Origin of the sequence: Luteibacter jiangsuensis (assembly GCF_030812295.1) — a bacterium.
Taxonomy (GTDB): Bacteria; Pseudomonadota; Gammaproteobacteria; order Xanthomonadales; family Rhodanobacteraceae; genus Luteibacter; species Luteibacter jiangsuensis_A.
This window is the reverse complement of sequence record NZ_JAUSSK010000001.1, coordinates 596,498-622,856: the sequence shown is the minus strand read 5'-3', so window position 1 is coordinate 622,856 and position 26,359 is coordinate 596,498. Positions and strand designations below refer to the sequence as shown.

At 64.3% G+C, this 26,359-nt stretch carries 27 protein-coding genes; 8 read left to right on the top strand and 19 right to left on the bottom strand.

The window, feature by feature from the left end; genetic code table 11:
* The first annotated feature begins 16 nt into the window (after positions 1-16).
* Positions 17-2,278, top strand: a complete 2,262-nt coding sequence (locus tag J2T07_RS02695) for a peptidoglycan-binding domain-containing protein (protein WP_306847027.1) — start codon at positions 17-19, stop codon at positions 2,276-2,278.
* Positions 2,279-2,327: 49 nt separating this feature from the next.
* On the opposite strand, the gene J2T07_RS02690 is transcribed toward J2T07_RS02695, so the two are convergent.
* From J2T07_RS02690 to J2T07_RS02680, 3 genes are all read right to left on the bottom strand, one after another.
* Positions 2,328-3,152 (bottom strand): alpha/beta fold hydrolase, encoded by an 825-nt coding sequence (locus J2T07_RS02690; protein WP_306847936.1) that lies wholly within the window; start codon positions 3,150-3,152, stop codon positions 2,328-2,330.
* Positions 3,153-3,391: 239 nt separating this feature from the next.
* A complete protein-coding gene (locus J2T07_RS02685) occupies positions 3,392-3,775 on the bottom strand; it encodes a TraR/DksA family transcriptional regulator (protein ID WP_306847026.1) in 384 nt (127 codons plus the stop codon).
* Positions 3,776-3,872: 97 nt separating this feature from the next.
* Positions 3,873-4,631 (bottom strand): hypothetical protein, encoded by a 759-nt coding sequence (locus J2T07_RS02680; RefSeq protein ID WP_306847025.1) that lies wholly within the window; start codon positions 4,629-4,631, stop codon positions 3,873-3,875.
* Between the two features lie 137 nt (positions 4,632-4,768).
* Between J2T07_RS02680 and J2T07_RS02675 the strand changes: the two genes are divergently transcribed.
* A complete protein-coding gene (locus tag J2T07_RS02675; RefSeq protein ID WP_306847024.1) occupies positions 4,769-5,221 on the top strand; it encodes a nuclear transport factor 2 family protein in 453 nt (150 codons plus the stop codon).
* A 22-nt stretch (positions 5,222-5,243) separates the two neighbouring features.
* On the opposite strand, the gene J2T07_RS02670 is transcribed toward J2T07_RS02675, so the two are convergent.
* Together J2T07_RS02670 and J2T07_RS02665 are read right to left on the bottom strand one after the other, a co-directional pair.
* Positions 5,244-5,585, bottom strand: coding sequence for a hypothetical protein (locus tag J2T07_RS02670; RefSeq protein ID WP_306847023.1), 342 nt, complete (start codon positions 5,583-5,585; stop codon positions 5,244-5,246).
* Between the two features lie 59 nt (positions 5,586-5,644).
* Positions 5,645-6,010 carry a hypothetical protein gene (locus J2T07_RS02665; protein WP_306847022.1) on the bottom strand — a complete coding sequence of 122 codons (366 nt, stop codon included), beginning with the start codon at positions 6,008-6,010 and terminating at the stop codon, positions 5,645-5,647.
* Between the two features lie 179 nt (positions 6,011-6,189).
* Between J2T07_RS02665 and J2T07_RS02660 the strand changes: the two genes are divergently transcribed.
* Together J2T07_RS02660 and J2T07_RS02655 are read left to right on the top strand one after the other, a co-directional pair.
* Positions 6,190-7,308: a sensor histidine kinase gene (locus J2T07_RS02660; RefSeq protein ID WP_306847021.1), complete on the top strand. Its 1,119-nt coding sequence runs from the start codon at positions 6,190-6,192 to the stop codon at positions 7,306-7,308.
* A complete protein-coding gene (locus J2T07_RS02655) occupies positions 7,305-8,108 on the top strand; it encodes a LytR/AlgR family response regulator transcription factor (protein WP_306847020.1) in 804 nt (267 codons plus the stop codon). Before J2T07_RS02660 ends, J2T07_RS02655 begins: the two co-directional genes overlap by 4 nt.
* Positions 8,109-8,121: 13 nt before the next feature.
* On the opposite strand, the gene J2T07_RS02650 is transcribed toward J2T07_RS02655, so the two are convergent.
* Positions 8,122-8,748, bottom strand: a complete 627-nt coding sequence (locus J2T07_RS02650; protein WP_306847019.1) for a phosphatase PAP2 family protein — start codon at positions 8,746-8,748, stop codon at positions 8,122-8,124.
* A 77-nt stretch (positions 8,749-8,825) separates the two neighbouring features.
* Here J2T07_RS02650 and J2T07_RS02645 point away from each other — a divergent pair, with 77 nt between their 5' ends.
* Complete coding sequence (locus J2T07_RS02645; protein WP_306847018.1) at positions 8,826-9,263, top strand: low molecular weight protein-tyrosine-phosphatase; 438 nt, start codon at positions 8,826-8,828, stop codon at positions 9,261-9,263.
* Here J2T07_RS02645 and J2T07_RS02640 read toward each other — a convergent pair whose 3' ends face one another.
* From J2T07_RS02640 to J2T07_RS02610, 7 genes are all read right to left on the bottom strand, one after another.
* Complete coding sequence (locus J2T07_RS02640) at positions 9,264-11,486, bottom strand: YjbH domain-containing protein (protein WP_306847017.1); 2,223 nt, start codon at positions 11,484-11,486, stop codon at positions 9,264-9,266.
* Entirely contained in the window at positions 11,486-12,277 is a 792-nt protein-coding gene (locus tag J2T07_RS02635) for a capsule biosynthesis GfcC family protein (RefSeq protein WP_306847016.1), read from the bottom strand. The genes J2T07_RS02640 and J2T07_RS02635 overlap by 1 nt, the downstream gene beginning before the upstream one ends.
* Positions 12,274-12,939 (bottom strand): YjbF family lipoprotein, encoded by a 666-nt coding sequence (locus tag J2T07_RS02630; protein WP_306847015.1) that lies wholly within the window; start codon positions 12,937-12,939, stop codon positions 12,274-12,276. The genes J2T07_RS02635 and J2T07_RS02630 overlap by 4 nt, the downstream gene beginning before the upstream one ends.
* Positions 12,940-12,947: 8 nt before the next feature.
* Positions 12,948-14,285 carry a UDP-glucose dehydrogenase family protein gene (locus tag J2T07_RS02625; protein ID WP_306847014.1) on the bottom strand — a complete coding sequence of 446 codons (1,338 nt, stop codon included), beginning with the start codon at positions 14,283-14,285 and terminating at the stop codon, positions 12,948-12,950.
* A gap of 45 nt (positions 14,286-14,330) precedes the next feature.
* Positions 14,331-15,368, bottom strand: a complete 1,038-nt coding sequence (locus tag J2T07_RS02620; protein WP_306847013.1) for a polysaccharide biosynthesis/export family protein — start codon at positions 15,366-15,368, stop codon at positions 14,331-14,333.
* 205 nt (positions 15,369-15,573) lie between these two features.
* Positions 15,574-15,906 carry a hypothetical protein gene (locus J2T07_RS02615; protein WP_306847012.1) on the bottom strand — a complete coding sequence of 111 codons (333 nt, stop codon included), beginning with the start codon at positions 15,904-15,906 and terminating at the stop codon, positions 15,574-15,576.
* A gap of 103 nt (positions 15,907-16,009) precedes the next feature.
* The gene (locus J2T07_RS02610) at positions 16,010-16,135 is read right to left on the bottom strand and encodes a hypothetical protein (RefSeq protein ID WP_306847011.1); all 126 of its coding nucleotides are present in this window, start codon (positions 16,133-16,135) and stop codon (positions 16,010-16,012) included.
* 182 nt (positions 16,136-16,317) lie between these two features.
* Here J2T07_RS02610 and J2T07_RS02605 point away from each other — a divergent pair, with 182 nt between their 5' ends.
* Genes J2T07_RS02605 through J2T07_RS02595 form a run of 3 tightly spaced genes read left to right on the top strand, consistent with a single transcriptional unit; the run spans position 16,318 to position 19,985 of the window.
* Complete coding sequence (locus tag J2T07_RS02605; protein WP_306847010.1) at positions 16,318-17,769, top strand: undecaprenyl-phosphate glucose phosphotransferase; 1,452 nt, start codon at positions 16,318-16,320, stop codon at positions 17,767-17,769.
* A 54-nt stretch (positions 17,770-17,823) separates the two neighbouring features.
* Positions 17,824-18,801: a UDP-glucose 4-epimerase GalE gene (gene galE, locus J2T07_RS02600; protein WP_306847009.1), complete on the top strand. Its 978-nt coding sequence runs from the start codon at positions 17,824-17,826 to the stop codon at positions 18,799-18,801.
* Positions 18,777-19,985, top strand: coding sequence for an acyltransferase family protein (locus J2T07_RS02595; protein WP_306847008.1), 1,209 nt, complete (start codon positions 18,777-18,779; stop codon positions 19,983-19,985). Before galE ends, J2T07_RS02595 begins: the two co-directional genes overlap by 25 nt.
* A gap of 12 nt (positions 19,986-19,997) precedes the next feature.
* Here the strand turns inward: J2T07_RS02595 and J2T07_RS02590 are convergent, their stop codons facing one another.
* The 6 genes from J2T07_RS02590 to J2T07_RS02565 are packed head-to-tail and all read right to left on the bottom strand — an operon-like array spanning position 19,998 to position 26,347.
* Positions 19,998-21,479: a right-handed parallel beta-helix repeat-containing protein gene (locus J2T07_RS02590; RefSeq protein ID WP_306847006.1), complete on the bottom strand. Its 1,482-nt coding sequence runs from the start codon at positions 21,477-21,479 to the stop codon at positions 19,998-20,000.
* 16 nt (positions 21,480-21,495) lie between these two features.
* Positions 21,496-22,317: a glycosyltransferase family 2 protein gene (locus tag J2T07_RS02585; protein WP_306847005.1), complete on the bottom strand. Its 822-nt coding sequence runs from the start codon at positions 22,315-22,317 to the stop codon at positions 21,496-21,498.
* Positions 22,314-22,823, bottom strand: coding sequence for a serine O-acetyltransferase (locus J2T07_RS02580; protein ID WP_306847004.1), 510 nt, complete (start codon positions 22,821-22,823; stop codon positions 22,314-22,316). Before J2T07_RS02580 ends, J2T07_RS02585 begins: the two co-directional genes overlap by 4 nt.
* Positions 22,816-24,027 carry an O-antigen ligase family protein gene (locus J2T07_RS02575; RefSeq protein ID WP_306847003.1) on the bottom strand — a complete coding sequence of 404 codons (1,212 nt, stop codon included), beginning with the start codon at positions 24,025-24,027 and terminating at the stop codon, positions 22,816-22,818. Before J2T07_RS02575 ends, J2T07_RS02580 begins: the two co-directional genes overlap by 8 nt.
* Positions 24,028-24,032: 5 nt before the next feature.
* Complete coding sequence (locus J2T07_RS02570) at positions 24,033-24,908, bottom strand: glycosyltransferase family 2 protein (protein WP_306847002.1); 876 nt, start codon at positions 24,906-24,908, stop codon at positions 24,033-24,035.
* Positions 24,905-26,347, bottom strand: a complete 1,443-nt coding sequence (locus J2T07_RS02565) for a lipopolysaccharide biosynthesis protein (RefSeq protein WP_306847001.1) — start codon at positions 26,345-26,347, stop codon at positions 24,905-24,907. Before J2T07_RS02565 ends, J2T07_RS02570 begins: the two co-directional genes overlap by 4 nt.
* Between the last annotated feature and the right edge of the window lie 12 nt (positions 26,348-26,359).

Below are 26,359 nucleotides of genomic sequence, written 5' to 3'. Positions count from 1 at the left end.
ACGGAGAGACCTTGATGTGGGTCAGTTGAAGGCCCTTACATATTTCGTGGTGGGTGTCGGGTCGGAGGGAAATTTCGTAGGCAGGGACGTTTCTAACCGATTGTCATTTGCTGGAAAATACCGGGACGGAAAAATATATCCTGTGGAAAATAGCGGGTTAACCATCGGCACGCTTCAGAAGGATCTCGGCCAGGATAATCGTGAGACGGCTAACGCCATGGTCATTGCATACCAACGTTGGGCAGCGGAGCATTCCGGAGCATCACTTACTGATGTTCAGCGAAGGAAGATTGTCGACGATTTATCGCGTAATGGAAGGACGATCAATAAGCAGGGAAATCGTCCTCTCGATCCACACGTAAAGAACGGTCTCGACACGTTCCTGATGTCGGACGGCGGAAAGGATTTCGTCCACCAGAGAGACATGGCTCAGGTTGATCGAATTTACAATGAGGCTCTGTCTGATCTTGCCTTGACGCAGGCTTATCAGCAGGCGTCGAGTACCGAGCGGATTGAAATGGCGGCGATCGTAGCCAAGGGGTTCAATCAGAACGAACGCATTGCTGGCAAAGTGCTCCTTGCCATGGAGGATGGCGGCCATTCGGTGGCGACGATCCAGTCCCTTGATGACCTTATGTCCAGGTCGGATAAGGCATTCTCGGCGTCCATGCGACATGGACGCGACATCGCTCTCGGCGCTGCTGCTGTCTACACACGGCTGCAGCAGATCAGCCCAGACAATCCTCTGCACGCCGCATGGCAGGAAGTCCTGAAAGACCCCCTGATCAAACCGACGGCCACGGGCGACGACCCGACACGCCCCGACCTCGCGGCTCATTACACGACCATCAAGAACCTGTTCCTGGAGCCGCGCAACGCCATCGATTTCATCGATGCGTTGGAGCGGGGTGGCGAACACAGCAAAGGTTCACCTACCGCCATAGGTGATCACCGAGCGACCTCCGGGTTCTTCGCCTCGGGCTCCGACTTCGTGCAGTGGAACGCCGATGGTCGGGCTATCGCTTACATTGGCGGGCAATGGTCGCAGCTTTCCCGCGACGACATCAGCCGGACCGTGCACGATGACAGGTCCGTGGACCTTGCCGTGCAGCGCAACGGCAATCTGGAGCCGCTGTTGCACGTGGGGCCGACTACCGTCGGCCGGATCCATGGAAGTGAGGACAGAACGCTTCGTCAAGGCATGCATGGCGACGATGTACGCGCTTTGCAAACAGACCTTGCCCGGTTGGGATTCACGGACGCGCGCGGGCGTGCCGTGCACCCCGATGGAGACTTCGGCCCGACGACTCAAACGGCGATTCAAGCATTCCAGCGCGATCATGAGTTGAGCGCGGACGGCATAGCAGGCCCCGCCACACTTGCCGCCGTGCGTCACGCGGTGGAGACCGAATTACGTTCGATCGGGCAACCGGACGCGCCCTACTTGCAGAACGAACAGCCCGACGATGCGATGGCGGTCTATCAATCCTTGGCGCCCGAGGCCAAGTCAGCGACGCCACTTATGCCCACCATCGATCAAGCCCCGCCAGAGTGGTCTACGGACGCCTTGCAGGCAGCGACCGTCGCGCACCCGAATGCCGAGCGCATCCGCGCCCTCCAAGAGAACCTGAACACGCTGGGCGTGGCGGATATGAAGGGCGATCCGCTCGTGGTGCATGGGACATACGATGCACCCACGCAGACCGCGGTAGCGCGTTTCCAGTCAATGCATGACATGCCGGTCACAGGCCTACCGGACGAGGCCACACTGAGAAACGTGCAGGCGCAGGCGTTCGTCGCAGACCTTCAACAGGTCGTGACGCCGTCGGTGTCGCGCGGCGTCCCGGCATTCGGTGCAACACGGGAAGCTGAGCACGAAGAGCCTGATAGGGAGCTTGAAACCACATCCCGCAGCCAAGGCCACGACCGCGCCGACCCACGGCATCCCGACAGCCCGCATCACGAGCTCTACAACGAACTGCAAAGGAGCATCCCCGAGGCGTCCGAAGATCGCTTGCTGCAGTTCACAGCCGCTTGCCACGAGAACCAGATCACCGCCGGTAATCTTTCCTCCGTTCATCTGAACGAGGAAACCTTGACGTTGACCATGCTTGGTACAGGACCGTTGACGAGCCCGGCCCAGGTGGACCTCAGTGCTCCGCCGCCGCAACCGGAACAGGCGATCGAGAAGATCCAGCAGTTCGATCGGCAGCAATCACAGATGCTCCAGGCGTTCCAGGAGCAGAACATGCAGCTCGGCCAGGGGATGTCGCGCTAAGCGAAGCGGAAATTGCCGCAACGGCCAAACCCGTTGCGGCAACCACACATCAGGCCTTCTTGATAAAGGCGAGGATGTCCTTGTTCAGCTCTTCCGCATGCACGGTCAGCATGCCGTGCGGGTAGCCCTTGTAGATCTTCAATTCGCTGTGCTTGAGCAGCTTGGCGGACAGCACGCCGGCATCGGCGTAAGGGACGATCTGGTCGTCGTCGCCGTGCAGGACGAGGGTTGGCACGTCGATCGCCTTGAGGTCTTCGGTGAAGTCGGTTTCCGAGAAGGCCTTGATGCAATCGTAGTGGGCCTTGGCACCGCCGATCATGCCCTGGCGCCACCAGTTGTCGACCACGCCTTCGATCGTCTTCACGCCGGGGCGGTTGAAGCCGTAGAAGGGGATCGGCACTTCACGGTAGAACTGCGCACGGTTGGCGGCCAGCTGCTGGCGCAGGCCGTCGAACACCGAGATGTCCAGGCCGCCCGGGTTGGACGGGGTCTTGACCATGATCGGCGGCACGGCGCTCACCAGCACGGCCTTGGCCACGCGGCCCTTGCCATGACGGGCGACATAGCGCGCCACTTCGCCGCCGCCGGTGGAATGGCCGATGTGGACGGCATTCTTGAGGTCGAGGTGCTCGGTGAGGGCGGCGACGTCGGCGGCGTACGTGTCCATCTCGTTGCCGGTGGCCGTCTGCGTGGAGCGGCCATGGCCACGGCGGTCGTGCGCGATGACGCGGAATCCCTCATTGAGGAAGAACAGCATCTGGGCATCCCAGTCGTCCGCGCTCAGCGGCCAGCCGTGATGGAAGACGATGGGCTGACCCTTGCCCCAGTCCTTGTAATAGATCTGGGTGCCGTCTTTGGTGGTGATGAAAGACATCGAGCTTTCCTTCTTGCCAGTGGATGATGACGTGTTCGCGGCGGTCGCGGGGGCCGAGGCGGTCATCGCGCCGGCTCCGACGAGCGTGCCAGCGGCGAGCGTGCCCGCATTGACGACAAAGTTGCGGCGCTTGGGATCGAGCGCTGATTCATTCGATTCGGTCACGGGTCTGTCTCCTGAGGGGTCCTCGGCCATTCTCAGGGGGCCCGGAGGGGCACGATAGGACGGTCGTGCTTTTTTTAGCCGCGTCGTGCGGCGCGTTCGCGGTCGCTCGATTCCTCGACGGTGTAGCAGCTCTCCGGGACCGCCTCCAGGCGCTCGCGGGGGATCGGGTCGCCGCTGCTGTCGGACAGGCCATAGGTGCCTTCGTCGATCTTCTCCAGAGCGCGGTCGATCGCCACCAGGCGGGATTCGTTGTGCGACAGAACGGCTTCATCGTTGGCTTGCTGCGCGAAACGGTCGCCGTCGTCCCCTTCGTCCTGCGGCTCGCCGCCTGCCGCCGCCTGCCACCGTTGCTCGTCGTCACCGGCGGCATCGCCCACCTCGATCAGCTGTTGGCGAAGGTCGAGCAAGCGCTGCTTCTGGCTTGCGATGAAGGTGGCGTCCAGCGTGGGGTGGGACATGGGTGGTACTCCGGAGTGAGGGTAAGTGGCGAGGCCAATACGGTGATTTAGCATCCCGCCCTGCACACGGCTTGTGAATTTGTATCCTGTCTGCCGCTCAACTCGCGCAGTGACCGTCCAGCGGTGTATTCAAGGCCTCGTCGATGGGATCTCCCGTGACCCCGCTCCGTCGTTCCGACGGTGGAAACTCGATCCGCACGGCGATCGGCTTGCCGCGCGCGTCGCGGATGTTGCCCGGTCCTTCGTAACGGCGCAGCCGCCGGTCGGTTTCGCCGTAGGTCACCATGATTGACGGCGCCACGAAGGCATACCAGGCATCCAGCTTCAGGGTGAGCTGGCGGTCGCCGTCGCGTGGCTTATCGGCGGAAATATGGACCGGCATGAATCGACCGCGCGAGGTAAGCAGGAAAGCCACCGTCGCGCCTCGCCGCACGACCGTGTCCCAATGGGTGCGCAGGTAGGTGTCGAAGCCGGCATCGATCACGGCGTCGCCCTTATCCGGCAACGGCCGTTCCACCCGCTGACTGCCGGGCCGGCGTACATAGGCCACGCGGGTGGCGCCTTCACGCGCTACCCCTTCCTCGTAGCCCGTGCGGGCATCCACGAAGGAATAGTCCGGCTGCGGCGAACCACCCCGCATGTCGAGCTCCTTCCTGGCGAAGGCCTTGCCATCGAGGCATTCGAACAGGACCGCATGGCGCGCGCTGTCCACGAAGTGCACCTCGCGGTAGAGGGGCGTCCGGGCCCCGGTCCGGTAGGCCGTGCCGACGTAACGCTCCACGGCGGAGGCCGGCGGTGCCAGCACGAGGCACGAAGCCAGGAGGATCGTCCGGCGGGCGGAGTCGTCTAGAGTCATGCATGGCTGCCAGGAGGGGTATGGCCTCGACTGTACGCGCATTGCCGTCAAGCCGATGAAAGCGTGACCACCGACACATACGCTCCGGCCCGCGAATCGGCTTAGGATGGCGCATATCCTGAAGACAGGGGCATCGCATGAAGGTTGGGTCGCTGGTCGCCGCCATGACGGCGTTCGTGGGTTTCGCTGTGCTGCCGGCGCATGCCGCCACGAAGGAGGAGGCCGCCGTATTGGCGCCCATACAGGCCTTGTTCGACGGGATGGCGAAGTACGATAGCGCGGCCATGCTGGCCGCGGTGCAGCCCGAGGGAAGCGTGGCCTTGTTGCGCAAGGGCAAGGTCGTCCGTATGACCCTTGCCGATTTCGCCAATCACATCAAACCGGGCAAGGACCGCATCGAGGAGCGTATCTACGATCCGCTGGTGCGCATCGACGGTGACATCGCCATCGTCTGGGCGCCTTACGAGTTCCTGGTGAACGGCGCGGTCAAGCATTGCGGCACGGATGCGGTGAACCTGGTGCGCATGGACGGCCGCTGGCTGATCTCCGGCATCGCGGACAATAGCCGGGACGATTGTCCCGCGCGTTGAGGCGCGGGCAGGATGCCTTGCTTCAGTCGCCGTGCTTCGCCACGTGCGTGTCGATCCACGCTGTAACGAAGGCATCGAGCGATGTCCTGGGCGGCGGCGTGAGGCCGGCGGTGCGCACGAATTCCATGGCCGCCTTGAGGAAGGCCTGCCGGGAACGCGCGCTGGCCTGACGCGCCGCCGCCTGTTTCTGCCGAAGTTGCACGATGTGCGCCGAAGGCTGTCCCGGCCGGGCGAACTTCTGGTATCGGCGCAACTCGTCGGCGGCCAACGCCGTGTTGTGGGCCGCCTGCGCCTCGGCGGCACGCGCTTCGAGCAAGCGGTCGAGCCATTGGCCGGCGTCGCTCTGGGGGTCGGGTCGTGTCATCGGGCGCCGGCGGTTCCATGAAGATCGGCTAGCGTAGCCGCCGCACGCCGGCGACGCACCTAGGTCGGTTGCGTACCCAGGCGCAGGCCGTGCGACCGGCAGACATCCACGCCGGGGAAGACCTGGCTACGTCCACCCTGGAAGGTGACGCGCACATCGCGCAGGCAGTCCCCCGGCGGCAGGCGCACGGTGGCGGAGGTGAGGCCGCCGGGCAGGGCGGTGCCTAGCCTGACATCCTCGAAGGCCTGAGAGTTCGCTGGCGCCGTGGCCAGCCCGGTCACGCTGTCGAAGGTGGCATTGACCACGGTGAACAGGCTCACCTCGCGTTTTTCCACCGGCAGTCTCGTGAGGTCTCCGGCTAGGCTCGCGGTGGACGCGACAGTGGCGAGGGCGAAGACAGCAAGAGTGGCGCGGATCGATGACATGGGACTCTCCTGAGCCGGTCGATGACGCCCCTATCTGGCCCTCGCGCGAGTCGCCAGGACAACGCATCCGGGACGAATCGTAGGAGGGCCGGGGCGAATCGTAGATGGCGAAAGGAATGCTTCTCCCCCGCTGGAAACTGCGTCTAAGATGGCCTCGCTCTTCCCTCGGATACGCTGTGATGAAGCTTCGCCTCGGTACGACCGACATCGGATGGGGCCGCTATATCGCCTTGTGGACGATCGTGGTCGTCGTCTTCGCCGTGCAGCACTACATGCGTGACGAGCTGTCCGGGCACACGTGGGACGCCACGGATTACCTGCGTTGGTCGATGATCCAGTGGTACACCTGGGCTGCCCTGGCGCCCGCCGTGTTCGAGTTGGCGGCGAGATATCCAGTCATCGGCGTGGCCCGGTGGCGTGACCTGTACGTTCCCATCGCGGCAAGCATTGGTGTCACGATGCTGTCGCTCTTCATCGGCGCCCTGATTTCCTCCCCGTTCGAACCCAGCTCCTTCGCCGAGCAATTTCGACAGTTCCTAGGCCAGCATTTCGCCACCGGCCTGCTCACGTACTGGTCGTTGTTCGCGATCCAGCAAGCGCTGCAGTTTCGTGAGGAAAAGAACCGTCGCGAGATGGAGGCGAGCCGCATGGCCGCCGAACTGGCCCAGTCGCGCTTGCAGTCACTGAAGTCGCAATTGCAGCCGCATTTCCTGTTCAACACCTTGCACGCGATCGCCACCCTGCTCAAGGAAGACACGCTATCCGCCGAGGACATGCTGTTGCGTCTGAGCGATCTCCTGCGTGCGTTCCTTGAGGATTACGATGGCCAGGAGGTGAGCCTTCGGCGCGAGCTCGTGCTGCTGGATCTCTACCTCGGCATCCAGGGCATGCGCTTCAAGGACCGCCTGACGGTACGGATCTACGTCGCGCCGGACACCCTGGATTGCGCGGTGCCGAGCCTGATCCTGCAACCCATCGTGGAGAATGCCATCCACCACGGCATCAGTGAGCGGATAGGCACCGACGTGATCGAGATCGAGAGCCGCCGGGAAGGCGATCGCCTCTGCATCGAGGTGCGCAACCGCAACAGTACCCTGGAGAACGGCGAAGGAAGCCGTGCGCGCAAGGGCCATGGGGTGGGCCTTTCGAACACGCAGCTGCGCCTGCACGAGTTGTACGGCGATGCGGGGCACGTGCGTCTGGACATGCTCTGGCCCGAAGGCGTCGCTTGCCGCATCCATGTGCCGTTCCGGCGCATCGAAGACATGGACGAATCGCCGGAGATCGACACGGTATGACCATCGCCGCCCTCGTCGTGGATGACGAGCCGATCGCACGGCGCGCCATCGTTCGCCTGCTGGCCGACGATCCACAGGTCCACGTGGCGGGCGAATATGGTGATGGGCTGTCCGCGGTGCGGGCGATCCGCGAACATTCGCCCGACGTGGTCTTCCTCGACATCCAGATGCCTGGTATGGATGGCATGGACGTGGTGGCCGCGATCGGTCCGGCGAGGATGCCGGCGACCGTGTTCGTCACCGCCTTCGAGAACTACGCCGTGCGCGCCTTCGAAGCCAACGCCGTGGACTACCTGGTCAAGCCCTTCAGCCGCGACCGCTTCGTGCAGACGCTGCAGCGGGTGAAAACGAGGCTGGCGGCGCCTAGTGCGTCGAGCACGGGCGCCGCGGGCAGCGAAGCCATCCAGCAGGTGCTGGAAGCATTGCGTCGGCGCGAGGGTTACCTCGACCGCATTCCCATCCGCACCCGCGACCAGGTCACCTTCATCGATGTCGACGACATCGTCTGGATCAAGGCCAACGGCAACGCGGTCGAGATCCACCTGATGAACGGGGTGCACGAGATGCGCGAAACGATGGCTAGCCTGGCCGAGCGGCTGGACCCGAAGCACTTCGCCCGGGTCCATCGGTCCGCCATCATCAACGTGCGCCGGGTGCAGGCCATCCACCCGTGGTTCAACGGGCACCACGTGGTGACGATGGATACGGGCCAGAAGCTCCGCATGAGCCGGTACCAGCGCGAGGCCTTCCTGCGGCTGGTGTCGGCGCGGGGGGATATCCCGCTTCCACCATCCACCTGAACCATGCGCTCGATCAACCCAGCTCCACGCGCCGTGTGAACACGCCGGAATGGCCGCTTAGCCACAAGGCGATGTCCTGCAACACGTGCTGCGAGGGAAACACCCGGCCATAGCAAACCAGCCCGATCGCCAGGGCGCCGCCGCCGAGCAGGGCGAGGCGCCACGGGTCGGCGGACCTGGCGGTGACCTCGTGCGGCGTCAGACCGCGCAGGAACCAGGTGACCACGGCGGCGCCCAGGATCGCGCCCAGCCAGACCTCCGATGGGCTGTGTACTTTCAACACCAGGCGCGAGACCGCGACAGCCGCGCCGATGCACGCGCCCATCCCGATCATGGACAGGCGCTGGCGCCGTGTGCCGCCCAGGGAAAGGACGCCCGCGAGGGTGGGCCATACCAGGATGGCCAGTGCGGTGTGTCCGCTGAAGCCGGTGTAGTTCAGGCCGGGTGGCCCGATACCCCAGGCCATGAACAGCAGCTTGGAAAGCATCACGCCGCCGCCGCATACCGCCGCCGCGATCGCCCAGCGTCGCGCGTCGCGCCACCCTGGCGTGGGCAGCAGCAGGCAGATCGCGATCCATGCGATCAACGGCAGCAGCAACGCGCTGTCGCCGAAGCTGGTGATGGCGGTCCATATCGTCATGCGTCGCTTTCGATCCTTATCATGTGCGGCGTAGTCATCGTCTATGATTGCCTCGAGCCAGGAGTATTGCAGTACCTATGTTCCAACGGATACTTATCGCCTGCGTAGGCAACATCTGCCGCAGCCCCACGGCGGAATACCTCTTGCGTCATCGGCTGGGCGAAGGCCGCGACGTGCGGATCGGAAGCGCCGGCCTCAGCGCCATGACGGGCTATCCCATGGACGAGACCGCGCTTCAATTATTGCGGGAGCAGGGCATCGATGGAGAGCCGCACCGGGCCCGCCAGCTGGATACCGCGCTCCTGCGCCAGTCCGACCTGATCCTCGCGATGGAAAAAAGCCATGTCGCCGCCATCGGCCGGATGGCGCCGGAGGTCAGCGGCAAGGTGTTCCTGCTGGATCGCTGGGTGGAGGGCAAGGACATTCCCGACCCGTACCGCCAGCAGCGTCCCGCCTATGAACACGTGTACGGCCTGATCGATCGTGGCGTGGACAGCTGGCTGCGTTACCTCTAGCTATTCGCTGATCTTTCCGAGGTTCTTGTCGAACAGGTCGCTGTCCAGGTCGCTGGTCAGCGTGTACAGCGTGTAACGCTTGTTCAGGCGCGCGCCGCCGTCGCGGATCAGCGGTTGCCAGAGCAGGGTGGCGCGGCTGCGTGACGAGTGTGGAAGAAGCATGTCGAACGGGATCGACACGTAGATGCCCTTGTCGAAGCTGCCCTCGCCGTAACCGGAACTGCCCGACTTGTTGGTGACCGTCGCATAGGCACCCATCCGCGCGCCATTGGCGAATTCGCGCGACACGTCGATGGTGGTGCCCCAATCGCCGGCGAGATAGCGGCCCACGCTCACCGCCAGGGTCACGTTATGGAAGCCGGTATCCAGGTAGCCGGTCGCCTGCCCGGTGATGACGTGGTAACGCCTGAACGAGAAATCCTGGTCGAAACCACGCTGCTTCACCCAGTTCACGTCCGCACCCACCGCCCAGCGCTCGCCGAAGGGACGGTACAGCACTTCGCCGCCGGCGCCGCCATACATGCTTTCCAGCATGCCGGCGTACGCCATGCCGTAGAGATCCTGGCCCAGGCGGTGCGTGCCGGTGAGCTGGAAGTTCGGCAGGGTGAGGTCGGAACTGGTGAGGTACTGGCGAAGGTTGGTGCGCACGCGCGGCAGGTTGCTGGGCGCGTCGTACTTGAACTTGTCGTAGTTGTTGAAGAGGTTGAGCGAAACGACGCCGTCCAGCCACAGGTTGCGGGTGAAGTTGAACGTGCCCGAGGCCGCGCCGTACACCTGGTACAGGACGAACGCGTCGGGGCCGCCCAGGTTCTGTTGGTAGCCGAGCGAGAAGCCGCCGTTGAAGCGTTTCAGTGGCGCGCGGTAAAGTACTTCTTCCTCACGCACCGTCACCGGGTCTTGTTCCACGCTGCGGCGGAACGTGGGAAGGTCGATGCGGTGGTCGAGCAACTCGAGGAAACGCGGCCGGTGCACGCTGGTTTCCACGGTCTTCAGTCCGTTGCGTTCGCTGGCAACGGTGAGCCAGTCGATGCTGCGATCCACACGGTTGTCGATGATACGCGTGGCGCGGCCGACGCCCTCGGCACTGTAGAAGAACCGGTCCTGCTGGCCGTGGATCACCAGTTCCGAACCGCGGCGGCCGATGCTGCTGACGTTGATGCCGGCGTTGTCACGCAAGGCGGTGGCCACCTCCGGCCAGTCCACCTGTTCCGGCGCCGTACGCGTCGCCGGGTTGGCGGTGACAGCGTTGGCGGGGGGCGGGTTGGCCGAGGCCGGGCTGGCCGGGGGCGCTTCGGCCGGCGTGGACTCGAAGGCCACCGGCTCGGGCTTGGGATCGTACGTCTTTGGTGGGTCGACGTGGGTGGCGAGGTTGGTATGCAGGTTGATCGCCGCGGTCGCCACCTCGCCGCGCTCGTATCCCAGCGTCAGGTCGACATTGCGATTCAGGCGGAACACGGCGCCCAGGTTGACCGGCCAGCGTTGCGGCTGGTTGTTGTTCTGCGGCTGGTGCTTGTAGTCATTGCCGTCGAGTTCCGCCTTCAAAAGCAGCCATTGCCAGGGCGAGCGGTACTCGATGCCGCCGAAGAAGCCGGGACGTCCACGGAAGAACTTGTTGGTGCTGAAGTTACCGGTGCCGGTGCTGCTGGTGGGCCGCGTCTCGAACCGGCTGCTGATGAAATTCAGGGGATTGGCGATGTCGCCGCGCGCGCCCATGTAGCCCCAGGCCAGGCCCAGGCTGAAGTCGAACGGCCCGGCGCGCTTGCTGGTCACCACGTATTCGCTGGAGAACAAGCCCGTGCCACCGATGTCGCGGGCGCCCACCGCCACGGCGGGCAACCAACGGCTTTCCTCCCAGATCCTTACCTTCGCGTCGATCGACTTGTCCTTGTAGGTCTGGCTTCCGCTGAGCGAACGCGGTCCGTACAGCCGGTTGCTGACATTGGTGTAACGGAAGGAAGCCTCCAGCCACGGCAGCGGTTGCATCGACACGTTGTAGTTGGTGTACGGCGTCGTCCGGCTGAGGACGAAGCTGAACTCGCCTTCGCGTGCCATCCGCGCGGTCGGCGTCTGCAGCAGGCCGACGCCACCGAAATCGCTCTGCGTATAGGCTTCCTGCGCGTGGAGGGCGGTGGCTCCGCCAGCCCACAGGACGAAGCCCGCGCGGCAGCAACCCTGCAACGCGGTTCGCCGCATGGCGAGCCGTGGCATGCGTGGCGTGCGCATTACCGCCAGCCCTCGTCGCTCAGGAGCTGGGTCGCGATGAAGTCGGCGACATCGCGGTTGAAGGTCTCATCGGCCGCGCCGGCGATCGCATGCCGGTCGAACGGCACGTAGATCCATGCGCCCGGCGCGAGCGGTCGCGGTGTGTCGCGATTCCACAAGGCGATGTTCTGGGCGAAGACCGCGCCATCGGGTTGCACGACGTAGATCAGGTCGGGGTCCGCGGCAGCGGACGCGTGGCAGCTGTCCAGGTAGCGCCGTGCGTCCTGCAACGGGACGTGTGGCAGTCGGCATGGTTTGTCCACTGCGCCGACAACGCGGATGTCCACGGGTCGCCGTGGATAGAACAGGGTATCGCCGGCATGCACCGGCCAGTCCTCGGTGGGCGTCACCGCGAGCCGTGCGGGGTCCAGCGCCACGCCGATGCGGCGGCCGGTGATCGGCCGCGCCGAGACCCAGGCCTGGAACGTCGCTGCCGTTTCGGCCAGGGGCATGTTCCCGCCGCCAAGCGCCTGCCGGCGGATGGCGCCGAGTTCGTAATCGATGCCGGCGCGAAGGCGCAACTGGTCGCGCTGCAATGCGGGCTGTAGCCACGCCGCGCCAAGGATATAAGCCTCGGGATCGACCCGTGCGGCTTCGGCCACGGCGGAAAGCCGCGCATCGGAGGGATAGGTGGCAGAACCGGCCTGGCCTACCGCGCCTTCGGCGGTGACCTGGATCGTCGCTGTCTGCGCCATCAGCGGCAGCGCATGCGCGCACAGCAGCAGGCCGAAAAGACGGGAGGTGCGATTCATGACGCGTCCTCCCGGTAGGGCCGCAACTGGATCAGTTCGAGCGGGACGCCGGGAGCGATGTACTGCCTGCTTTTCCAGATGAAGCCGTCGGTGGGGTCCACCCAGTACCGGTTGGTCATGTGCGCGCCGAGGCCGGGCACGCTGAGTTGCTCGTCGATGCGTCGCAAATGACGGACGGTGCCGAGGATCTCCACGTCCTCCAGCGCCTTCGGTTCGAGATGGGCCTGCACGACCACGCCGTAACGGTAGCCTGGCGACCAGTCCATCCGTCGCGTGTAGTCGAGCGGCCCGTTCAACCGTTGCAGCCCTGACTTGAATGGATTGCCGGCCGGGAAGGCCGAATCGTCGAGGTTCCGCGGCAGACCGACGGTCTTCACCACCACGCCGTCGCGAGTGAACACGATATCGTTGCCAGTGCCGTACCAACCGAGCTGTCCGTGCTCGGCCTTGGCGAGGACGAGGATGGCCTCGCCCTCCGGTCCATTCACCTGGAGCTGGAAGTACGGCGTGGCGGCGACCGATGCGGCCGTCGGCTCCACCTTTTCGCCATGCATCGCGAGGCGAATCGCTTCGAGGCTGCCCCGCGATACGGACGAACAGCCACCCGCAACCGCCAGCACCAGAGCCAGTCCGCCGAAGGAAAGGTATCGCAGCGCGAACACCGTGCCCTTCAGCGCTGCAGCGAACGGCCGCGGCCGATGCCGTAATAGGCGATGCCGGCGTCCTCGACCACGCGCGGATCGTAGAGGTTGCGGCCGTCGAAGATCGCCGGGTTCTTCAGCACGGCCTCGATGCGCGCGAAATCGGGGCTGCGGAAGGCTTTCCATTCCGTGACAAGGGCGAGCACATCGGCGCCTTGCAGGGTGTCGTACGCGTTGTCGCAAAGGACGAGGTCGTCACGTTCGCCGTAGATGCGCGTCGTTTCCGCACGCGCCTCCGGATCGTAGGCGCGTACCTTGGCGCCGGCTTCCCACAATGCTTCCATCAGGCGGCGGCTCGGCGCCTCGCGCATGTCATCGGTGTTGGGTTTGAAGGCCAGGCCCCACAGCGCGACTGTCTTGCCCGCCACGTCGCCATCGAAATGCTTCTGGATCTGCGCAAACAGGCGGGTCTTCTGTTGGGCGTTGACCGCCTCGACCATTCCGAGCAGGCGCGCATCGTAGCCGTGGCCACGTGCGATCCGTTCCAGCGCTTGCACGTCTTTCGGAAAGCACGAGCCACCGTAGCCGGCGCCCGGGTAGATGAAGTGATAGCCGATGCGCGGGTCGGCACCGATGCCCTGGCGCACCAGTTCGACATCGGCGCCGACGCGCTCGGCGATGTTGGCGATCTCGTTCATGAAGCTGATCTTGGTCGCCAGCATCGCGTTCGCGGCGTACTTGGTCAGTTCGGCCGACCGTTCATCCATCACCACCATGCGGTCGTGATTGCGGTTGAATGGCGCATACAGCTTGCGCAGGCGGGCCACGGCGCGCTCGCTGGACGAGCCGACGACGATGCGGTCGGGACGCAGGCAATCCTCCACCGCGTCGCCTTCCTTCAGGAACTCGGGGTTGGAGACCACGTCGAAGTCGACCGCCGCGCCGCGTTCACCCAGCACATCGTCGATTGCCTTGCGCACACGGTCGGCCGTGCCGACCGGCACCGTGGACTTGTTGACGACCACCGCATAGCGGTCGAGGTGCTCGCCGATGGTCCGCGCCACGCTCAGCACGTATTTCATGTCGGCGCTGCCGTCCTCGTCCGGCGGCGTGCCCACCGCGATGAAGATGAGCTCGCCGTGTGCGATCGCCGGTGCGGGATCGGTCGTGAAGTCCAGCTGGCCCGAAGCGTAGTTGCGCCTGACGATCGGCTCCAGACCGGGCTCGAAGATGGGAATCACGCCGTTGCGAAGCCCATCGACCTTGGCCTGGTCGACATCCACGCAAACCACATGGTTGCCCATTTCCGCGAGGCAGGCACCCGTGACCAGCCCAACATAACCGGTGCCGAAAATAGTGACCTTCATCTGTATCGCCTGTTTAGCAAGAAAATGTGGAGCCAGCCGCCTCTGTCAAAGCTGGCTATCGCGATCCAGGTTGTACTGGGCGTTGGCCGCGTTGCTGATCAGGCCGGACAGTGGAAGCAGCTGACTGATGAAACGGTTCCAGCGGGTGATCCCGGCGGGGCCGACGAAAACGACGTCGCCTGGCTTGACCGAGAACTTCGATGCCACCGCGAAGGCGGAGGGCGAAGTGTTATCGAGCTGGTAGATCGTCGCAGGCGCCTTTTCCATGTCCTCGACACCGCGAATCACATAGACGGCCTTGCCCTTGGCGCTCGTCTGGTTGAGGCCCCCCGCACGGCCCAGGGCCTGTGTGAGGCTGAGGTCGCTGGTCTTGAACGAGATGGCCTGTGGACGCAGCACTTCACCGATCACGTACGCCTCGTGGCGATCGTTGTACGGCAGGTAGATGCTGTCGCCACCCTTCAGATAGATGTCCTGCGGACCCTGTTGCGCGTGCGACAACGCGTCGAGGTCGAGGTGGTATTCGTGGTTGTCACGGCGCAGCACCACGTCGGAGAGATCGGCCAGCTGCGCGTTGACGCCGGCGGCGCCCACCGCTTGTGCGAGCGTCAGCGGTGTCACCGTGATGTCTTGCGGATCGGTTTTCACGAAGGCACCGCCGAGGGTGACCTTCTGGCTGGCGTAGCTGACGATACTGATGTCGACCTGTGGCTTCTCGACGTACTTGGTCAGGCGATCGGTGATCGCCACGCGCAGTTCTTCCACCGTAAGGCCAGAGGCATGGAGCAGGCCGACATAGGGGTAGAACAATGTGCCGTCGGGGCGCACCAGGCGTCCATTCGCGGCAGTCTGCTGCTGCGAGCCGGCGGGCGAGGTCAGCTCCGGATGCTCCCACACGGTGATGTAGAGCGAATCTCCGGGGCCGATGCGATAGGAGTCTGGCCGGTAGGCGGTCAGGGCGGGGTCGATACCGGGGGCGACCGTGCTGGCACGGTCCATCGCGATCAGCTTCGGCGTGATGGGGACCAGCTGGTAGCGGCTGCCCGTTGCGCTTTCCTTGTCGTTCAATTCGCCGGTTTTCATGTGCTGGCCGGGCGCCAGGATGCATGCATGTAATAACAGACAGCACCCGGCCAGACCGAGAGTCGGCAGGAACTTCATCGTTTACGGGGTCCTTCAATCGAGGCGCCGCATGGCGGGACGCCGTCGACGTACTTAAACCGATCCATTATTAACGGTACTGGAACGTTATTGGACATTTAGACGTCCAGACAGCTGTTCATGGAGATCAATGCGTTCCTCCCGCTCCGCCTGTGCCACCGGTTCCGCCCGTGCCGCCGGTGCCTCCCGTACCTCCCGTGCCATCGTTGCCGGTGCCGTTGGTGTCGTTCGCGGTGGCACCGGCAGCGGCTGCCACGGCGGCGGCACCAGGACCGACGCGTGCGGGCGTGAGGGTGCCCTTCGAGGCCTGGCGTGCCTGGTTCGGCGTTGCTACACGTGGGTTTTGCGGGCTGTTTTGCGGGTTGTTCGATGGATTGGCTTCATTTGGCTGCCGCTGGCTCTGCGCCCATAACGGTGCCGCGATGGCAAGGATGGTGCATGCAAAAAGTAGACGTCTCACTGGCGTTTTCTCCGTGCGATGGGGAAGGGTATGTACCGCATGCGGATATGCGTTCATGAACGCATTCATGAATGCACGCGAGTGCGCGCAGTACGCATTGCATTCACTGCCATCCATCGTCGATGGTCAAGGCAATCAGCTGAACAGGTGTTCCCGGCAACTGTTTTTGTGACACGCCCCGCAGAATCGGCGCTGCCGGATTGCCCGCATTTTCGTCGCGATGCAGCATGCATCATCGCAACAAGCAAGTTCGAACACTTTCAGGCCGGACCCGGCGTTCAACGGGGTTCGGTCGAAAACGTGTTGGGCCATCCGGATTCCTAGGAACAGGACATGGCGGCCCTACAGGGGGCACGTACCTGGGCACGCCGGCATGGCCGGACGTTGTCGCGTCGGCAGAGGGTACATGTCATGCAACTGACAAAATTCAACGCGTTACTGGATCTCGAGCTGCGTGCCGCCGATCCCCTTTGCGTGATCGCCGCGGCCTACCTGGCCTGTTTCGTCCGTTTCGATACGTTCAGCATGAGCAGCGTATACGCTGTCGCGCTGATTATTCTCTTGCTCATGACGCTGGCGGCCTCGATCGTCTTCAAGGTCTATGAACAGCCCCTTGGCGAGCGTCCCGTAAGCCAATTCTTGTGCATAGCAGCATCGTGGACCAGCGCGTTCGCGGGCATGATCGCGCTCGGTTACCTGCTCAAGGTCGGTGAGCTTTACTCGCGCGGATGGGTATCGCTTACTTTCATGCTTGGTCTCGTGTTGATGGCGTCGGTGCGACTCGTAGCCGTGCTTTCGTTGCGTTATCTGCACCGTCGTGGCATCGGCATGAAACGCTGCCTGCTCATCGGTGCCACCGAGGCGGGCATCCACATGGTTCGTCAGGTCGAGGACAACCACGGTCTCGGCATGAAGATCACCGCATACGTCAAGACGAGCCACGACCACGGCGTTCCACCGGGTGTGCCGCTGGCCGGTTCGCTCCTGCATCTTGATGAAATCCTCGACCGTGGCGAGTGGGATCAGGTATTGGTCGCCTTGCCCGTGAGCGCGAACCGCGCGATCAGCTACGTGCTCGATCGCATGGACGAGCGCGTGTTGACGGTGAAGTTCGTGCCGGACTTGCTGGGCAGGCAGTTGATCAACCACCGCATGGAAGACTGCGCGGGCGTGCCCCTGGTCACCCTTCGCGAGAGCCCGCTGCATGGGCATGCGTGGATCCTGAAGGCCATCGAGGATCGCATCATCGCCGGCGCCATCCTGCTGATGATCAGCCCGCTGATGCTGTTCCTTGCGATCGGCGTAAAGCTTTCCAGCCCCGGCCCGGTGCTCTATCGGCAGGTCCGCGTCGGTCTGGACGGCAAGGAATTCGAGATGTTGAAGTTCCGTTCCATGCCTGTGGACATGGAGAAGAACAAGAGCGTCCAGTGGGGTGGCGCGCAGAGCAAGACGACCACGCGCTTCGGGCGATTCATCCGGCAAACCAGCCTCGACGAACTGCCCCAGTTCATCAACGTGCTTCGTGGCGACATGTCCATCGTGGGCCCACGCCCCGAGCGGCCCATGTTCGTCGAGAAGTTCAAGGGCGAGATCGCCGGTTACATGCACAAGCACCTGGTCAAGGCCGGCATCACAGGCTGGGCCCAGATCAACGGGTGGCGCGGCGATACGGACCTGGTGAAGCGCATCGAGTACGACCTCTACTACATCAACCACTGGTCGCTGGCGTTCGATCTCCGCATCATCTTCCTGACCATCTTCAAGGGCTTCATCCACAGCGAGGCCAACGCATCGGCGCCGCTTCCGGCCGGCCCCTCGATGCCTGCGGCTACGGCCAGCGCGGCCAGTGAAGAGACCGGCTAGGGACGCGGCCCGGCCGCGTTCCCCCATCATTCCAATCGCGAACTGAGGCAATCTTTGAAGTTTCTGATCTGTGGCGGCGCGGGATACGTGGGTTCGCACATGGTGCGATACCTGGTCGCGAACGGGCACGAGGTGGTCGTCTACGACGACCTTTCGACAGGCCACCGTGAAGCGGTGGATGTCGACGTGCCGTTCGTCCATGGCGATATCGGCGACGCGGTGACCTTGTGGCGTTTGTTCGCCACGCACAAGTTCGACGCGGTGATCCACTTCTGCGCGCGGTCCCTGGTCGGCGAGTCGGTCATCGACCCCTACCAGTACTACCGAAACAATGTGGGAAACACCCTGGTCCTGCTGGCCGCCATGCGCGAGGCAGGCATCCATCGCCTTGTCTTTTCATCGACAGCGGCCGTGTTCGGACATCCCAGGAGCGACACCATCGACGAGTCGCACCCGACCGACCCGATCAATCCGTACGGCCAGAGCAAGCTGATGATCGAACGCGTGCTCGCCGATGCGGCCCGCGCGTATGGCCTGCGCTCGGTGGCATTGCGTTACTTCAACGCGGCCGGCGCCGATCCTTCGGCATCGATCGGAGAAGCGCACAACCCGGAAACCCACCTGATTCCCAACGTGTTGAAGGCCGTGCTTGGCCAGAGCGCCGCCCTGAAGGTGTTCGGCGATGACTACGACACGCGTGACGGCACCTGCGTACGCGACTACGTGCACGTGAACGATCTTGCCTCGGCCCATCTGTTGGCCGTTCAGTTCCTGGAAGAGAACGAAGGCGCGTTCACGTTCAACCTCGGCAACGGCGAGGGTTTCAGCGTACGCGAGGTGATCGCCGCCGCCGAACGCGTCACGGGACGGCTGGTGCCACATGCATTCGCTCCCCGCCGTCCTGGCGACCCCGCGACGCTGGTGGCGTCGAGCCTGCAAGCCCGCAAGCGTCTTGGCTGGCAGCCACGGATCACGGTGCTGGACGATATCCTTGCCAGTGCGTGGCAGTGGCACCTGCAGCCGCGTTTCTGACCGTGCAGGCCCAACCGAAAGTTCAGCTCGACTTCATCGATGCGCTGCGCGGGCTGGCGATCGTCGGCGTGCTGGTCAGCCACGCGCAGCGCAACGTGGAAATCTACCAGGCGATGGGCCACCAGGCGCTGATGTCGCCGTGGCTCAGCCGCTACGCGGCACAGGGCGCACGCGGCGTGCAGCTGTTCTTCGTGGTCAGCGCACTGACATTATTCCTCTCGGCAGGCAAGCGCACCCGGGAAGACACGCCGTGGCTGAACTTCTACGTGCGAAGGGTGTTCCGCATCGCGCCGATGTTCTACCTCGCGTTCGGTGTGTATTGCCTGGCCCCGGTGTTGATGAAAGGGCAGGCGCTGCCACCCCTGGGCACGGTGCTCGGCACGCTGAGCTTCACCAACGGATGGAGCCCGGCCTGGTTGCTGGGCGCCAACGACGTGGTCCCCGGGGGCTGGTCGATCGGCGTCGAGATGTCGTTCTACATCGTCTTTCCGCTGGTGTTCCTGGCGCTGCGCAGCTTCCCGCGCGCGCTGGCCGCGTTGGCGGTGTTCCTCCTGCTCGCGGTGCTTACGTGGCCATGGCTGATTCGCCACCCGCCGATCGACGACGCGGAGCTGTGGCAGCGCTACGTGTTCGTATGGCTGCCCAACCAGTTGCCCGTCTTCCTGTTCGGCATCTGCGCCTATTTCGTGATGTTCGGCCACGCCGGAAAGCTGTCGGTTTTCTTCCGCGAGGGCGACCGTTGGCGCAATGCGTGCTGGTTCGTTCTTTCGGTGGCCGTCCTGGCACTCGCGCCACAGTGGCTGGACGATCCGCGGGTGGTATTCGTGTACGCGGCGGCCTTCGCGCTGCTGGCCCTGTGCCTCTTTCGACAGCCCTACCGTTGGCTGGTGAATCGTCCGCTGCAGCACATCGGCAAGATCAGCTTCAGCGGCTACCTGACCCATTTCTTCATGCTGCAGGTGGCGCGCAAGGCGCTCGCGGCGGTGCACGCCGGTGACCGTCTGAGCCCGGATCTTTACTTCGTGGCCACGGCGGTGCTCGCACTGGCGGGTACGGTGCTGGTGTCGAGCGTGACTTATCGCTTCGTCGAGGTGCCGGGCCAGGCGTTGGGCAAGCGTGTCATCGAAATGCTGGCGGCACGCCGAGCGCGCGACGCCCGCCCGGCGGAAGGCGCGACGGGCTGACCCGAACCCGGGTCAGGTGAGTCGCGCGATGAGATCCAGCGCGTTGGGCACGGGCTTGCCGTTGGCGAAGCATGCCTTGACCAGCGCGTTGACTTGGGCGAGCGACGGGCGGTGCGTCCTGAAGCGGTCCAGCATGGCGTCGTCGGCTTTGGTGAAGGACGTTCCGCCGCCTTTGCCGGCGTAGAAGTGGTTCTCGCCGAGTTTCGTCTGTGTCGCCAGTTGCATCTCCACGCCGGGGGTACGCGGTGCCACGACGATATTGTCGTGGATGGCCGTGCTGTTCGGTACACCTTTCCAGCTGGTCGCCTTGAACACGGTGACCTCGGCGTCGGCGATGGGCTTCTGCGGAATGATGATGATGTTGTTGTAGATCTGGCTGCCGTCCACCGGGCCCGAGATGCGCAGCGAAGCGCTGCCGGTCTTGCGCAGGGCGTCGTTGATGCTCACGTTGAAGCGCACGATCGTTCCGGTATTGCCTATCTTGTCGCCGCCACGGCCGTCGTTGCAGACCAGGGCCATGCCGCCGGCATTGTCGTGGCTGTAGTTGTACTGGATCACCGTATTGCGGCAACGGAAATCGGCGTCGTAACCCTGGCCGTCGGCGTAGGCCTTGTGGTCGCTGACCTCGTTGTACTGGATCAGGGTGTTGTCGCAGTCGAACGGCCAGATGCCGGCGGCCGCCTCGCCGCGAGGCAGTTCGCCGCAGCGGCTGACGGTGTTGCGCTCGACCAGGGCGCCGTCGCAGCCCTTGACCAGGATGCAGTCGCCGGGCACTTCGCTGATGCGATTCCCGCGCACGATCACCCCCGTGGCCAGGCCGCCGGTGCGGTTGCCGGCGGCGAGGAAGAGGATGCCGTCGCGCTCGCTGCGCTCGATCGTGTTGTCGACGATCTTCAGATCCTGGTAGCGCGTGGGGCGGCCCTTTCCCTTCGCTTCGATGAGGATGGCGCTGCCGCCCCCTTGCTGCTTGAGGGACGACCCATTGATGTCGTGGATGTGCAGGCCTTGCAGCACGATGCCATGGGCGATGCCGAAATCCTGGTGGAACAGGTGCACGCCGGTCCGGCGGGCCCCTGGTTGTGGACCCTGGTTGGAGATGCCCAGGTTGCGCAAGGTCCAGTACTCGACGTTCTGCAGGCGTACGGTGGAAGGGGCGCGGCCGTCCGCGTGCAGGTGGGGCGGGGCGCCTTCCCCGTAGGCATCGACGACGATGGGCGCCCCGTCGCGGCCCGAACCCTTCGGCTGGAAGACACCGGGATAGTCCCCACCGCGCTTGAAGAGGATCGTGTCGCCGGGGCCGAAGCTCGCCTGGTTGAGCCTGTCCAGGCTCCGCCAGGCCTGGCCGGGACTGGCGCCGTCATGCCGATCGTTTCCCGCCGTGCCATCCACGTAATAGCGCTTGCCCGCGGTGGCGGCAAAGGCCTCGCCCAGCGGCAGCGAGGCGAGGGCGGCACCCGCCCACAGCGACCGGCAAAGAAAGGTTCGACGATGCATGCGGTACCTCCCGGCGTCAGCGACGCTCGCTCAATGAATAGCGGTAGACGCCGCCATGCTTCTTGAGCATGTAGGCGAAACCGGCGAGGTGCTTGATGGTCAGCTTCGAGAACTTGCGCGTGCGCCGCTTGTAGTCGTGCACGATGGAGATCTTCCGGCTGTAGTAGTTGCGCAGGCCCATCTTGCGCGTGCGCACGCAGAACTCCGCGTCTTCCGGGCCGAAGAAGATCCGGTCGTCGTAGCCCATCAGGAGGGCCGCGACGTCCTTGGTGAAGGTCTGGTTGGCGCCCAGCACGTAGTCGACCTCGAGAGGGTCGTTGCTATCGTCGAAGCACGTGTCGAGCATCAGGTGCCGCTCGAGTTCACGCTTGACGAAACCGAGCTGGCGGCTGATGGGAACGCGAGCGGCGATCGGCTGGTAGAAACGCGGGAAACGCCGGGTCGAATCCTGACGGGTGCGGTCGACGTTGAGCAGCTGGAAGCCGACCACGCCGGCGTCGGGATGCGCCTGGAAGAACGTATCGACGATGGCGCCCGGGTCTTCCGTCAGGAAGATGGTGTCGTTGTCCAGGGTCATGCAGTACTTGCCGCGTGCCAGGAACAGCCCTCGATTGCGCGCCGGGCCCACGCCGAAGTTGCGCTCCAGAGGGAAGTAGCGGATTTGCGGCAAGGTGGCGACAAACTCCGCGCTGCCGTCGCGCGAGCCGTTGTCGACGACGATCACCTCGTCGCGCTCGAAGTCCACCTTGTCCATCAGCGAGAGCAGGCAGCGCTCGAGGTTCTCCCGTTCGTTCCAGGTGATGATGATGATCGACAATCTCACGTCGGCGGCGTTCATGACGATGCTCCTGCGGGGGGCGTGGTAGGGGAAGAACGGTCGGTGCTGCCGCGCAGCGAGGAAGGGGTGATGACCTCGTTGGCCTTCACCACGAAGTTGTCCGGAATGACCACGGGCCCGAAGATGCATGCGCCCGTCCCGATGATGACGTTGTCGCCGATGACCGGGGTGCCGTCGCCCGGCCAGCGGTTGCCGATGCACACACGGGCATACATCGTGCAGTTGGCGCCTATCGAGGTCTTGCCATTCACGATGATGCCGAAGGCGTGATAGATCACCAGGCCCGGGCCGATCGTGGCGGTGGTCGGCAGGTAGCACTTGAAGATGAACTCGGCGACCTTCTCCAGCACGCGCAACGGCGTGTGCAAGGGCGTGCCCCGGGCCGTGGCGATCAGCCGATAGCAGAGGATCACCCAGAAGGACTGGTCGAGCATCCACCACACCATGCCCCGGTAGCCGGGCAGGGATCGGAGACGGCGGACGTCGGCACGAAAATCGTCAAGCATGGGTCGGGTCCGGGTGGGGTGGCGACAGCGGGGATGCCTTCCGGGCGGTGGCATCGATCCGCGCCTGGGCGCGCCGCGCGTCGGTGCGCGCATAGAACATGCCCACGAAGAACCAGAAATAGGCCTCGTACCCGCTGAACTCGATGAAGGCCAGCATCAGGTAACACAGCAGGAAGGCCTTGATGTTGCGTTGCTGCCCTTCGGCCGGCCGGAGCAGGATGTGCGCCACCAGCGCAAGGAACAGCAACAGTGACTGCACGCCACCTTCGAGCAGGAATTGCAGGTAGATGTTGTGGACATTGTTCTCGACGAAGGTGAGGCCGGATATCTGCTCCATCAGCGGCACGCCGTTACCCACGCCATAGCCCAGCAGGTTCTGCTCCAGCGCGGCGGCGGCACTGTTCCACAGCGCCAGGCGGCCCACGTTCTTGTGCTCCAGCTGCGTCTCGGCCTGGAGGTTGAAGCGATCGAGCACGGGGATGTCGATGACCGACGACAGCACCAGCCCGCCTATCAGCACCATCATGGCGACGCCGAGGAAGGTATACAGGTAGTAGTGGCGGGTCTTGCGCGTGCGGTAGGCGGCGATGCCGATGGAGACCGCGGCGCCGAGCAGGCCTGCGCGCGACAGCATCATCCCGCTGGTCAGCAACGCGATGCCGGCGGCGATGGGGTATACGCGGGTGCCCAGCAGGAGGATCGAGAGCAGGGCCAGCAGGCTGGCCTCGATGTTGCGTCCGCCCGTGGACATGTAGAGGATGCCGGAGGCCCCTTCGCTACGGGCGTACACCGCGCCGAGCTGTCCCGCGTAGATGGCGTCGCGCAGGATGATGAAGACGATGCAGCAGCCGAGTATCCAGACGAAGATCTTGCGCAGCTCCACATCGTGCAACTTGCGGCCGAACACCACGCCCAGGAAATACGCCATGGCCACGAACACGATCAGCGTGGAGCGCATGCCGCCGCCATACGTGGCCGCCGCCGCCAGCGAGGTACCCATCATCGTCGCGATGAACGCCGTCGCCGGGTTCAGCTTCAGGTAGCGAACGGCGGGCAGGTAAAGCAGCGGCATCAATAGCAGAAGGAGGTGATAGACGTTGACATGCGACTTGCTGCTCGTGCTGTGCGTCAGCGGCACCTGCACGAAGAGCATGGCCATCAACGTGACCGCGGCGGCGCGTGTCCGGTTGATCCGCATCGTCATGCGAGTCATCCGATAGCCACGCCGAAGAACTTGTGCAGAAGCACCTTCAGGGTCGACTTGTATCCTCCCAGGGAAATGTTGCGGGCGATTTCGCCCAACGACGGCCGCTGCCGGTTCATCACGTACTGGATGTTGCGGTGGTTGCGCTTCTGGTCCGCGTTCATCAGCCGCGCGTGCTTGGCGATGAAGCGTTCGCTGCCCTCGGCGCGCCGGCTGGAATTACGGATGCGCGCACGTGAGCGGTCGTCGTCGACGAAGGAAAGCAGCTGCCGCGTGCACACGGCCGTGCCGTAGCGGTCGGCGAGGCGTATCCACATGTCGTAGTCCTGCCACGAAGGCATCGACTCGTCGAAACCACCCAGCTCGCGCATGCGCGACAGTTCCGTGAGCACCTGGTTGCCGGCGAGGTTCGCGTACAGAAGCGCGGGCAGCGTGAGCTTGTCCGCCCTGGCCAGTTCCGTCTCGCTGTAACGGTGCTCGCGCAAGCGCTCGATCTGCGCCGGGTCCTGGAAATACTTGAAGCGGCTGCACGCGAACGACGGGGAGTGGCGGCGATAAATATCCACCAGGCATTCGATGCGCTGCGGATGGAACAGGTCGTCGTCGTCCAGGCCGGTGACATAGGTGCCGATGGCTTGTTCGATGCAGCGGTTGCGCGCGCGGCATGCGCCTTGCGGCGTTTCATTACGCAGGTAGGTGAACTTGCCGGGGTGGCGGCGCGCATAGTCGGCCACCACCTCGGCGGTGTCGTCGGTGGAGGCTTCGTCGCAGATGAGGACCTCGATCTCCGGATAGGTCTGGGCCAGCACGGAGTCGATCGCCCGGCGAAGCAGCGCCGAGCGATTGCGGGTAGGGATGTATACGCTCACCAGGGGTGTCATGTCGGCCTCGTTCCTTGGATGCGATGGGTCTGTGGATGCCGGTTCAGGAGCGTATGCCGGGCTCGCCAAACCACCCAGAGCAGTGGCGGCGTCACCAGCGCCAGGCGTACCGCGCTGGCCTTCCAGTCGTCACCCTGGTAGATGAAGACGGCCAGCATCAGGAAGGCGTAGGGCACGAAAGTCTCCACCGTCCAGGAATGAAAGAATTCACGCGCGGTGAGGCTGATGATCTTCGAGGAGAAGAAGTAGTACGACAGCACCGTGGCCAGCAGCTGGCTGATCGCCAGCGCCACCGCCATGACCTCGAGTGAGCGTGACAGCGCGCCGAGCACGCTCACCAGCAAGGTGACGCCACCGATCTTCAGGTTCCAGGCGAACTCGATATCCGAACGGCCCAGGCTCTGACTGAGGGCTCCGATGAGCGAGCCGAGCGGACGCAGCATGCCGAACAGCAGCATCAGCGGGATGAGTTCGGCCACGCCGGCGTAGCGATGCCCGTAGAGGATCGTCACCGCGGGCGGTGCGAACACGGCCAGCATGATGAACACGCCGCTGCTGAATACGGATACCCCGCGCAGTCCCACCAGATAGGCGTGCCGCAGTGCCAGCGGATCGTCCTGGCGCGTCGCCAGCCGGGGCAGGGCGAGCCGTTGGACCACGGGCATGATCAGCTTGGTCGGCTGCAGCACCAGTTCCTTGGCGAGCGAATACACGCCGAGCGAGGCGAGGCCGAGGAATTTGCCGAGGATGATCTGGTCGGCCTGGCTGCGCAGCTGGTTGATGACCTGGGAGCCGAGCTGGAACGCGCCATAGCGCAGGGCCTGGCGGATGATCCCACGGTCGTAGCCCCGGCCGGGATGCCAGTCGCGATCGGCCACGGCCACGAAACACACCAGGCGTACCAGGCTGTTCACGATCATCGCGTACACGGCCGCCTCGATCGACGCGCCGAACTGGAGCACCAGCAGCAACAAGGTGGCCAGGCCGGACAGGCGCCCGATCACCTCGATCCGCGCGAGCCGGGGCAACTGGAAGGTCTTGATGAGGCTTGCCTGGTATTGCGCGGCCAACCCGAGCAGCACGAAATTGACCGTGGACAGCCGCAACAGGTGGCCCAGCACGTCCGAGCCATAGAAATAGGCCACGGCATAGGAGATGCCGAACAGCACCAGCGCGGACATGAGGCCGAGCCCCGCGCTGATCATGTACAGCGAGGTGCGCTCGTGGCGGGTGATGCTTTGCCTATGGATGAGGTAGCTGCTGAGGCCCATGTCCTGCAGCAAGGTGGCGATCGCGTTGACGACGTTGACGATCGCCAGCGCGCCCAGCAGATGCGCATCGACGTGATGGGCCAGCACCGCGATCTGCAGCAGCTGGCTCGCCGCGCTGACGACGGTCGAACCGACGGTCCATAGGGCATCGCGTCTGGCGGAGGGCATCGGTACGTGCTC

Bases quoted from the DNA above. Each gene is read 5' to 3' on its own strand.
- J2T07_RS02690 (WP_306847936.1), bottom strand. From the start codon at position 3,152: ATGTCTTTCATCACCACCAAAGACGGCACCCAGATCTATTACAAGGAC.
- J2T07_RS02685 (WP_306847026.1), bottom strand. From the start codon at position 3,775: ATGTCCCACCCCACGCTGGACGCCACCTTCATCGCAAGCCAGAAGCAG.
- J2T07_RS02680 (WP_306847025.1), bottom strand. From the start codon at position 4,631: ATGACTCTAGACGACTCCGCCCGCCGGACGATCCTCCTGGCTTCGTGC.
- J2T07_RS02675 (WP_306847024.1), top strand. From the start codon at position 4,769: ATGAAGGTTGGGTCGCTGGTCGCCGCCATGACGGCGTTCGTGGGTTTC.
- J2T07_RS02670 (WP_306847023.1), bottom strand. From the start codon at position 5,585: ATGACACGACCCGACCCCCAGAGCGACGCCGGCCAATGGCTCGACCGC.
- J2T07_RS02665 (WP_306847022.1), bottom strand. From the start codon at position 6,010: ATGTCATCGATCCGCGCCACTCTTGCTGTCTTCGCCCTCGCCACTGTC.
- J2T07_RS02660 (WP_306847021.1), top strand. From the start codon at position 6,190: ATGAAGCTTCGCCTCGGTACGACCGACATCGGATGGGGCCGCTATATC.
- J2T07_RS02655 (WP_306847020.1), top strand. From the start codon at position 7,305: ATGACCATCGCCGCCCTCGTCGTGGATGACGAGCCGATCGCACGGCGC.
- J2T07_RS02650 (WP_306847019.1), bottom strand. From the start codon at position 8,748: ATGACGATATGGACCGCCATCACCAGCTTCGGCGACAGCGCGTTGCTG.
- J2T07_RS02645 (WP_306847018.1), top strand. From the start codon at position 8,826: ATGTTCCAACGGATACTTATCGCCTGCGTAGGCAACATCTGCCGCAGC.
- J2T07_RS02640 (WP_306847017.1), bottom strand. From the start codon at position 11,486: ATGCGCACGCCACGCATGCCACGGCTCGCCATGCGGCGAACCGCGTTG.
- J2T07_RS02635 (WP_306847016.1), bottom strand. From the start codon at position 12,277: ATGAATCGCACCTCCCGTCTTTTCGGCCTGCTGCTGTGCGCGCATGCG.
- J2T07_RS02625 (WP_306847014.1), bottom strand. From the start codon at position 14,285: ATGAAGGTCACTATTTTCGGCACCGGTTATGTTGGGCTGGTCACGGGT.
- J2T07_RS02620 (WP_306847013.1), bottom strand. From the start codon at position 15,368: ATGAAAACCGGCGAATTGAACGACAAGGAAAGCGCAACGGGCAGCCGC.
- J2T07_RS02610 (WP_306847011.1), bottom strand. From the start codon at position 16,135: ATGCTGCATCGCGACGAAAATGCGGGCAATCCGGCAGCGCCGATTCTG.
- J2T07_RS02605 (WP_306847010.1), top strand. From the start codon at position 16,318: ATGCAACTGACAAAATTCAACGCGTTACTGGATCTCGAGCTGCGTGCC.
- J2T07_RS02590 (WP_306847006.1), bottom strand. From the start codon at position 21,479: ATGCATCGTCGAACCTTTCTTTGCCGGTCGCTGTGGGCGGGTGCCGCC.
- J2T07_RS02585 (WP_306847005.1), bottom strand. From the start codon at position 22,317: ATGAACGCCGCCGACGTGAGATTGTCGATCATCATCATCACCTGGAAC.
- J2T07_RS02580 (WP_306847004.1), bottom strand. From the start codon at position 22,823: ATGCTTGACGATTTTCGTGCCGACGTCCGCCGTCTCCGATCCCTGCCC.
- J2T07_RS02575 (WP_306847003.1), bottom strand. From the start codon at position 24,027: ATGACGATGCGGATCAACCGGACACGCGCCGCCGCGGTCACGTTGATG.
- J2T07_RS02570 (WP_306847002.1), bottom strand. From the start codon at position 24,908: ATGACACCCCTGGTGAGCGTATACATCCCTACCCGCAATCGCTCGGCG.
- J2T07_RS02565 (WP_306847001.1), bottom strand. From the start codon at position 26,347: ATGCCCTCCGCCAGACGCGATGCCCTATGGACCGTCGGTTCGACCGTC.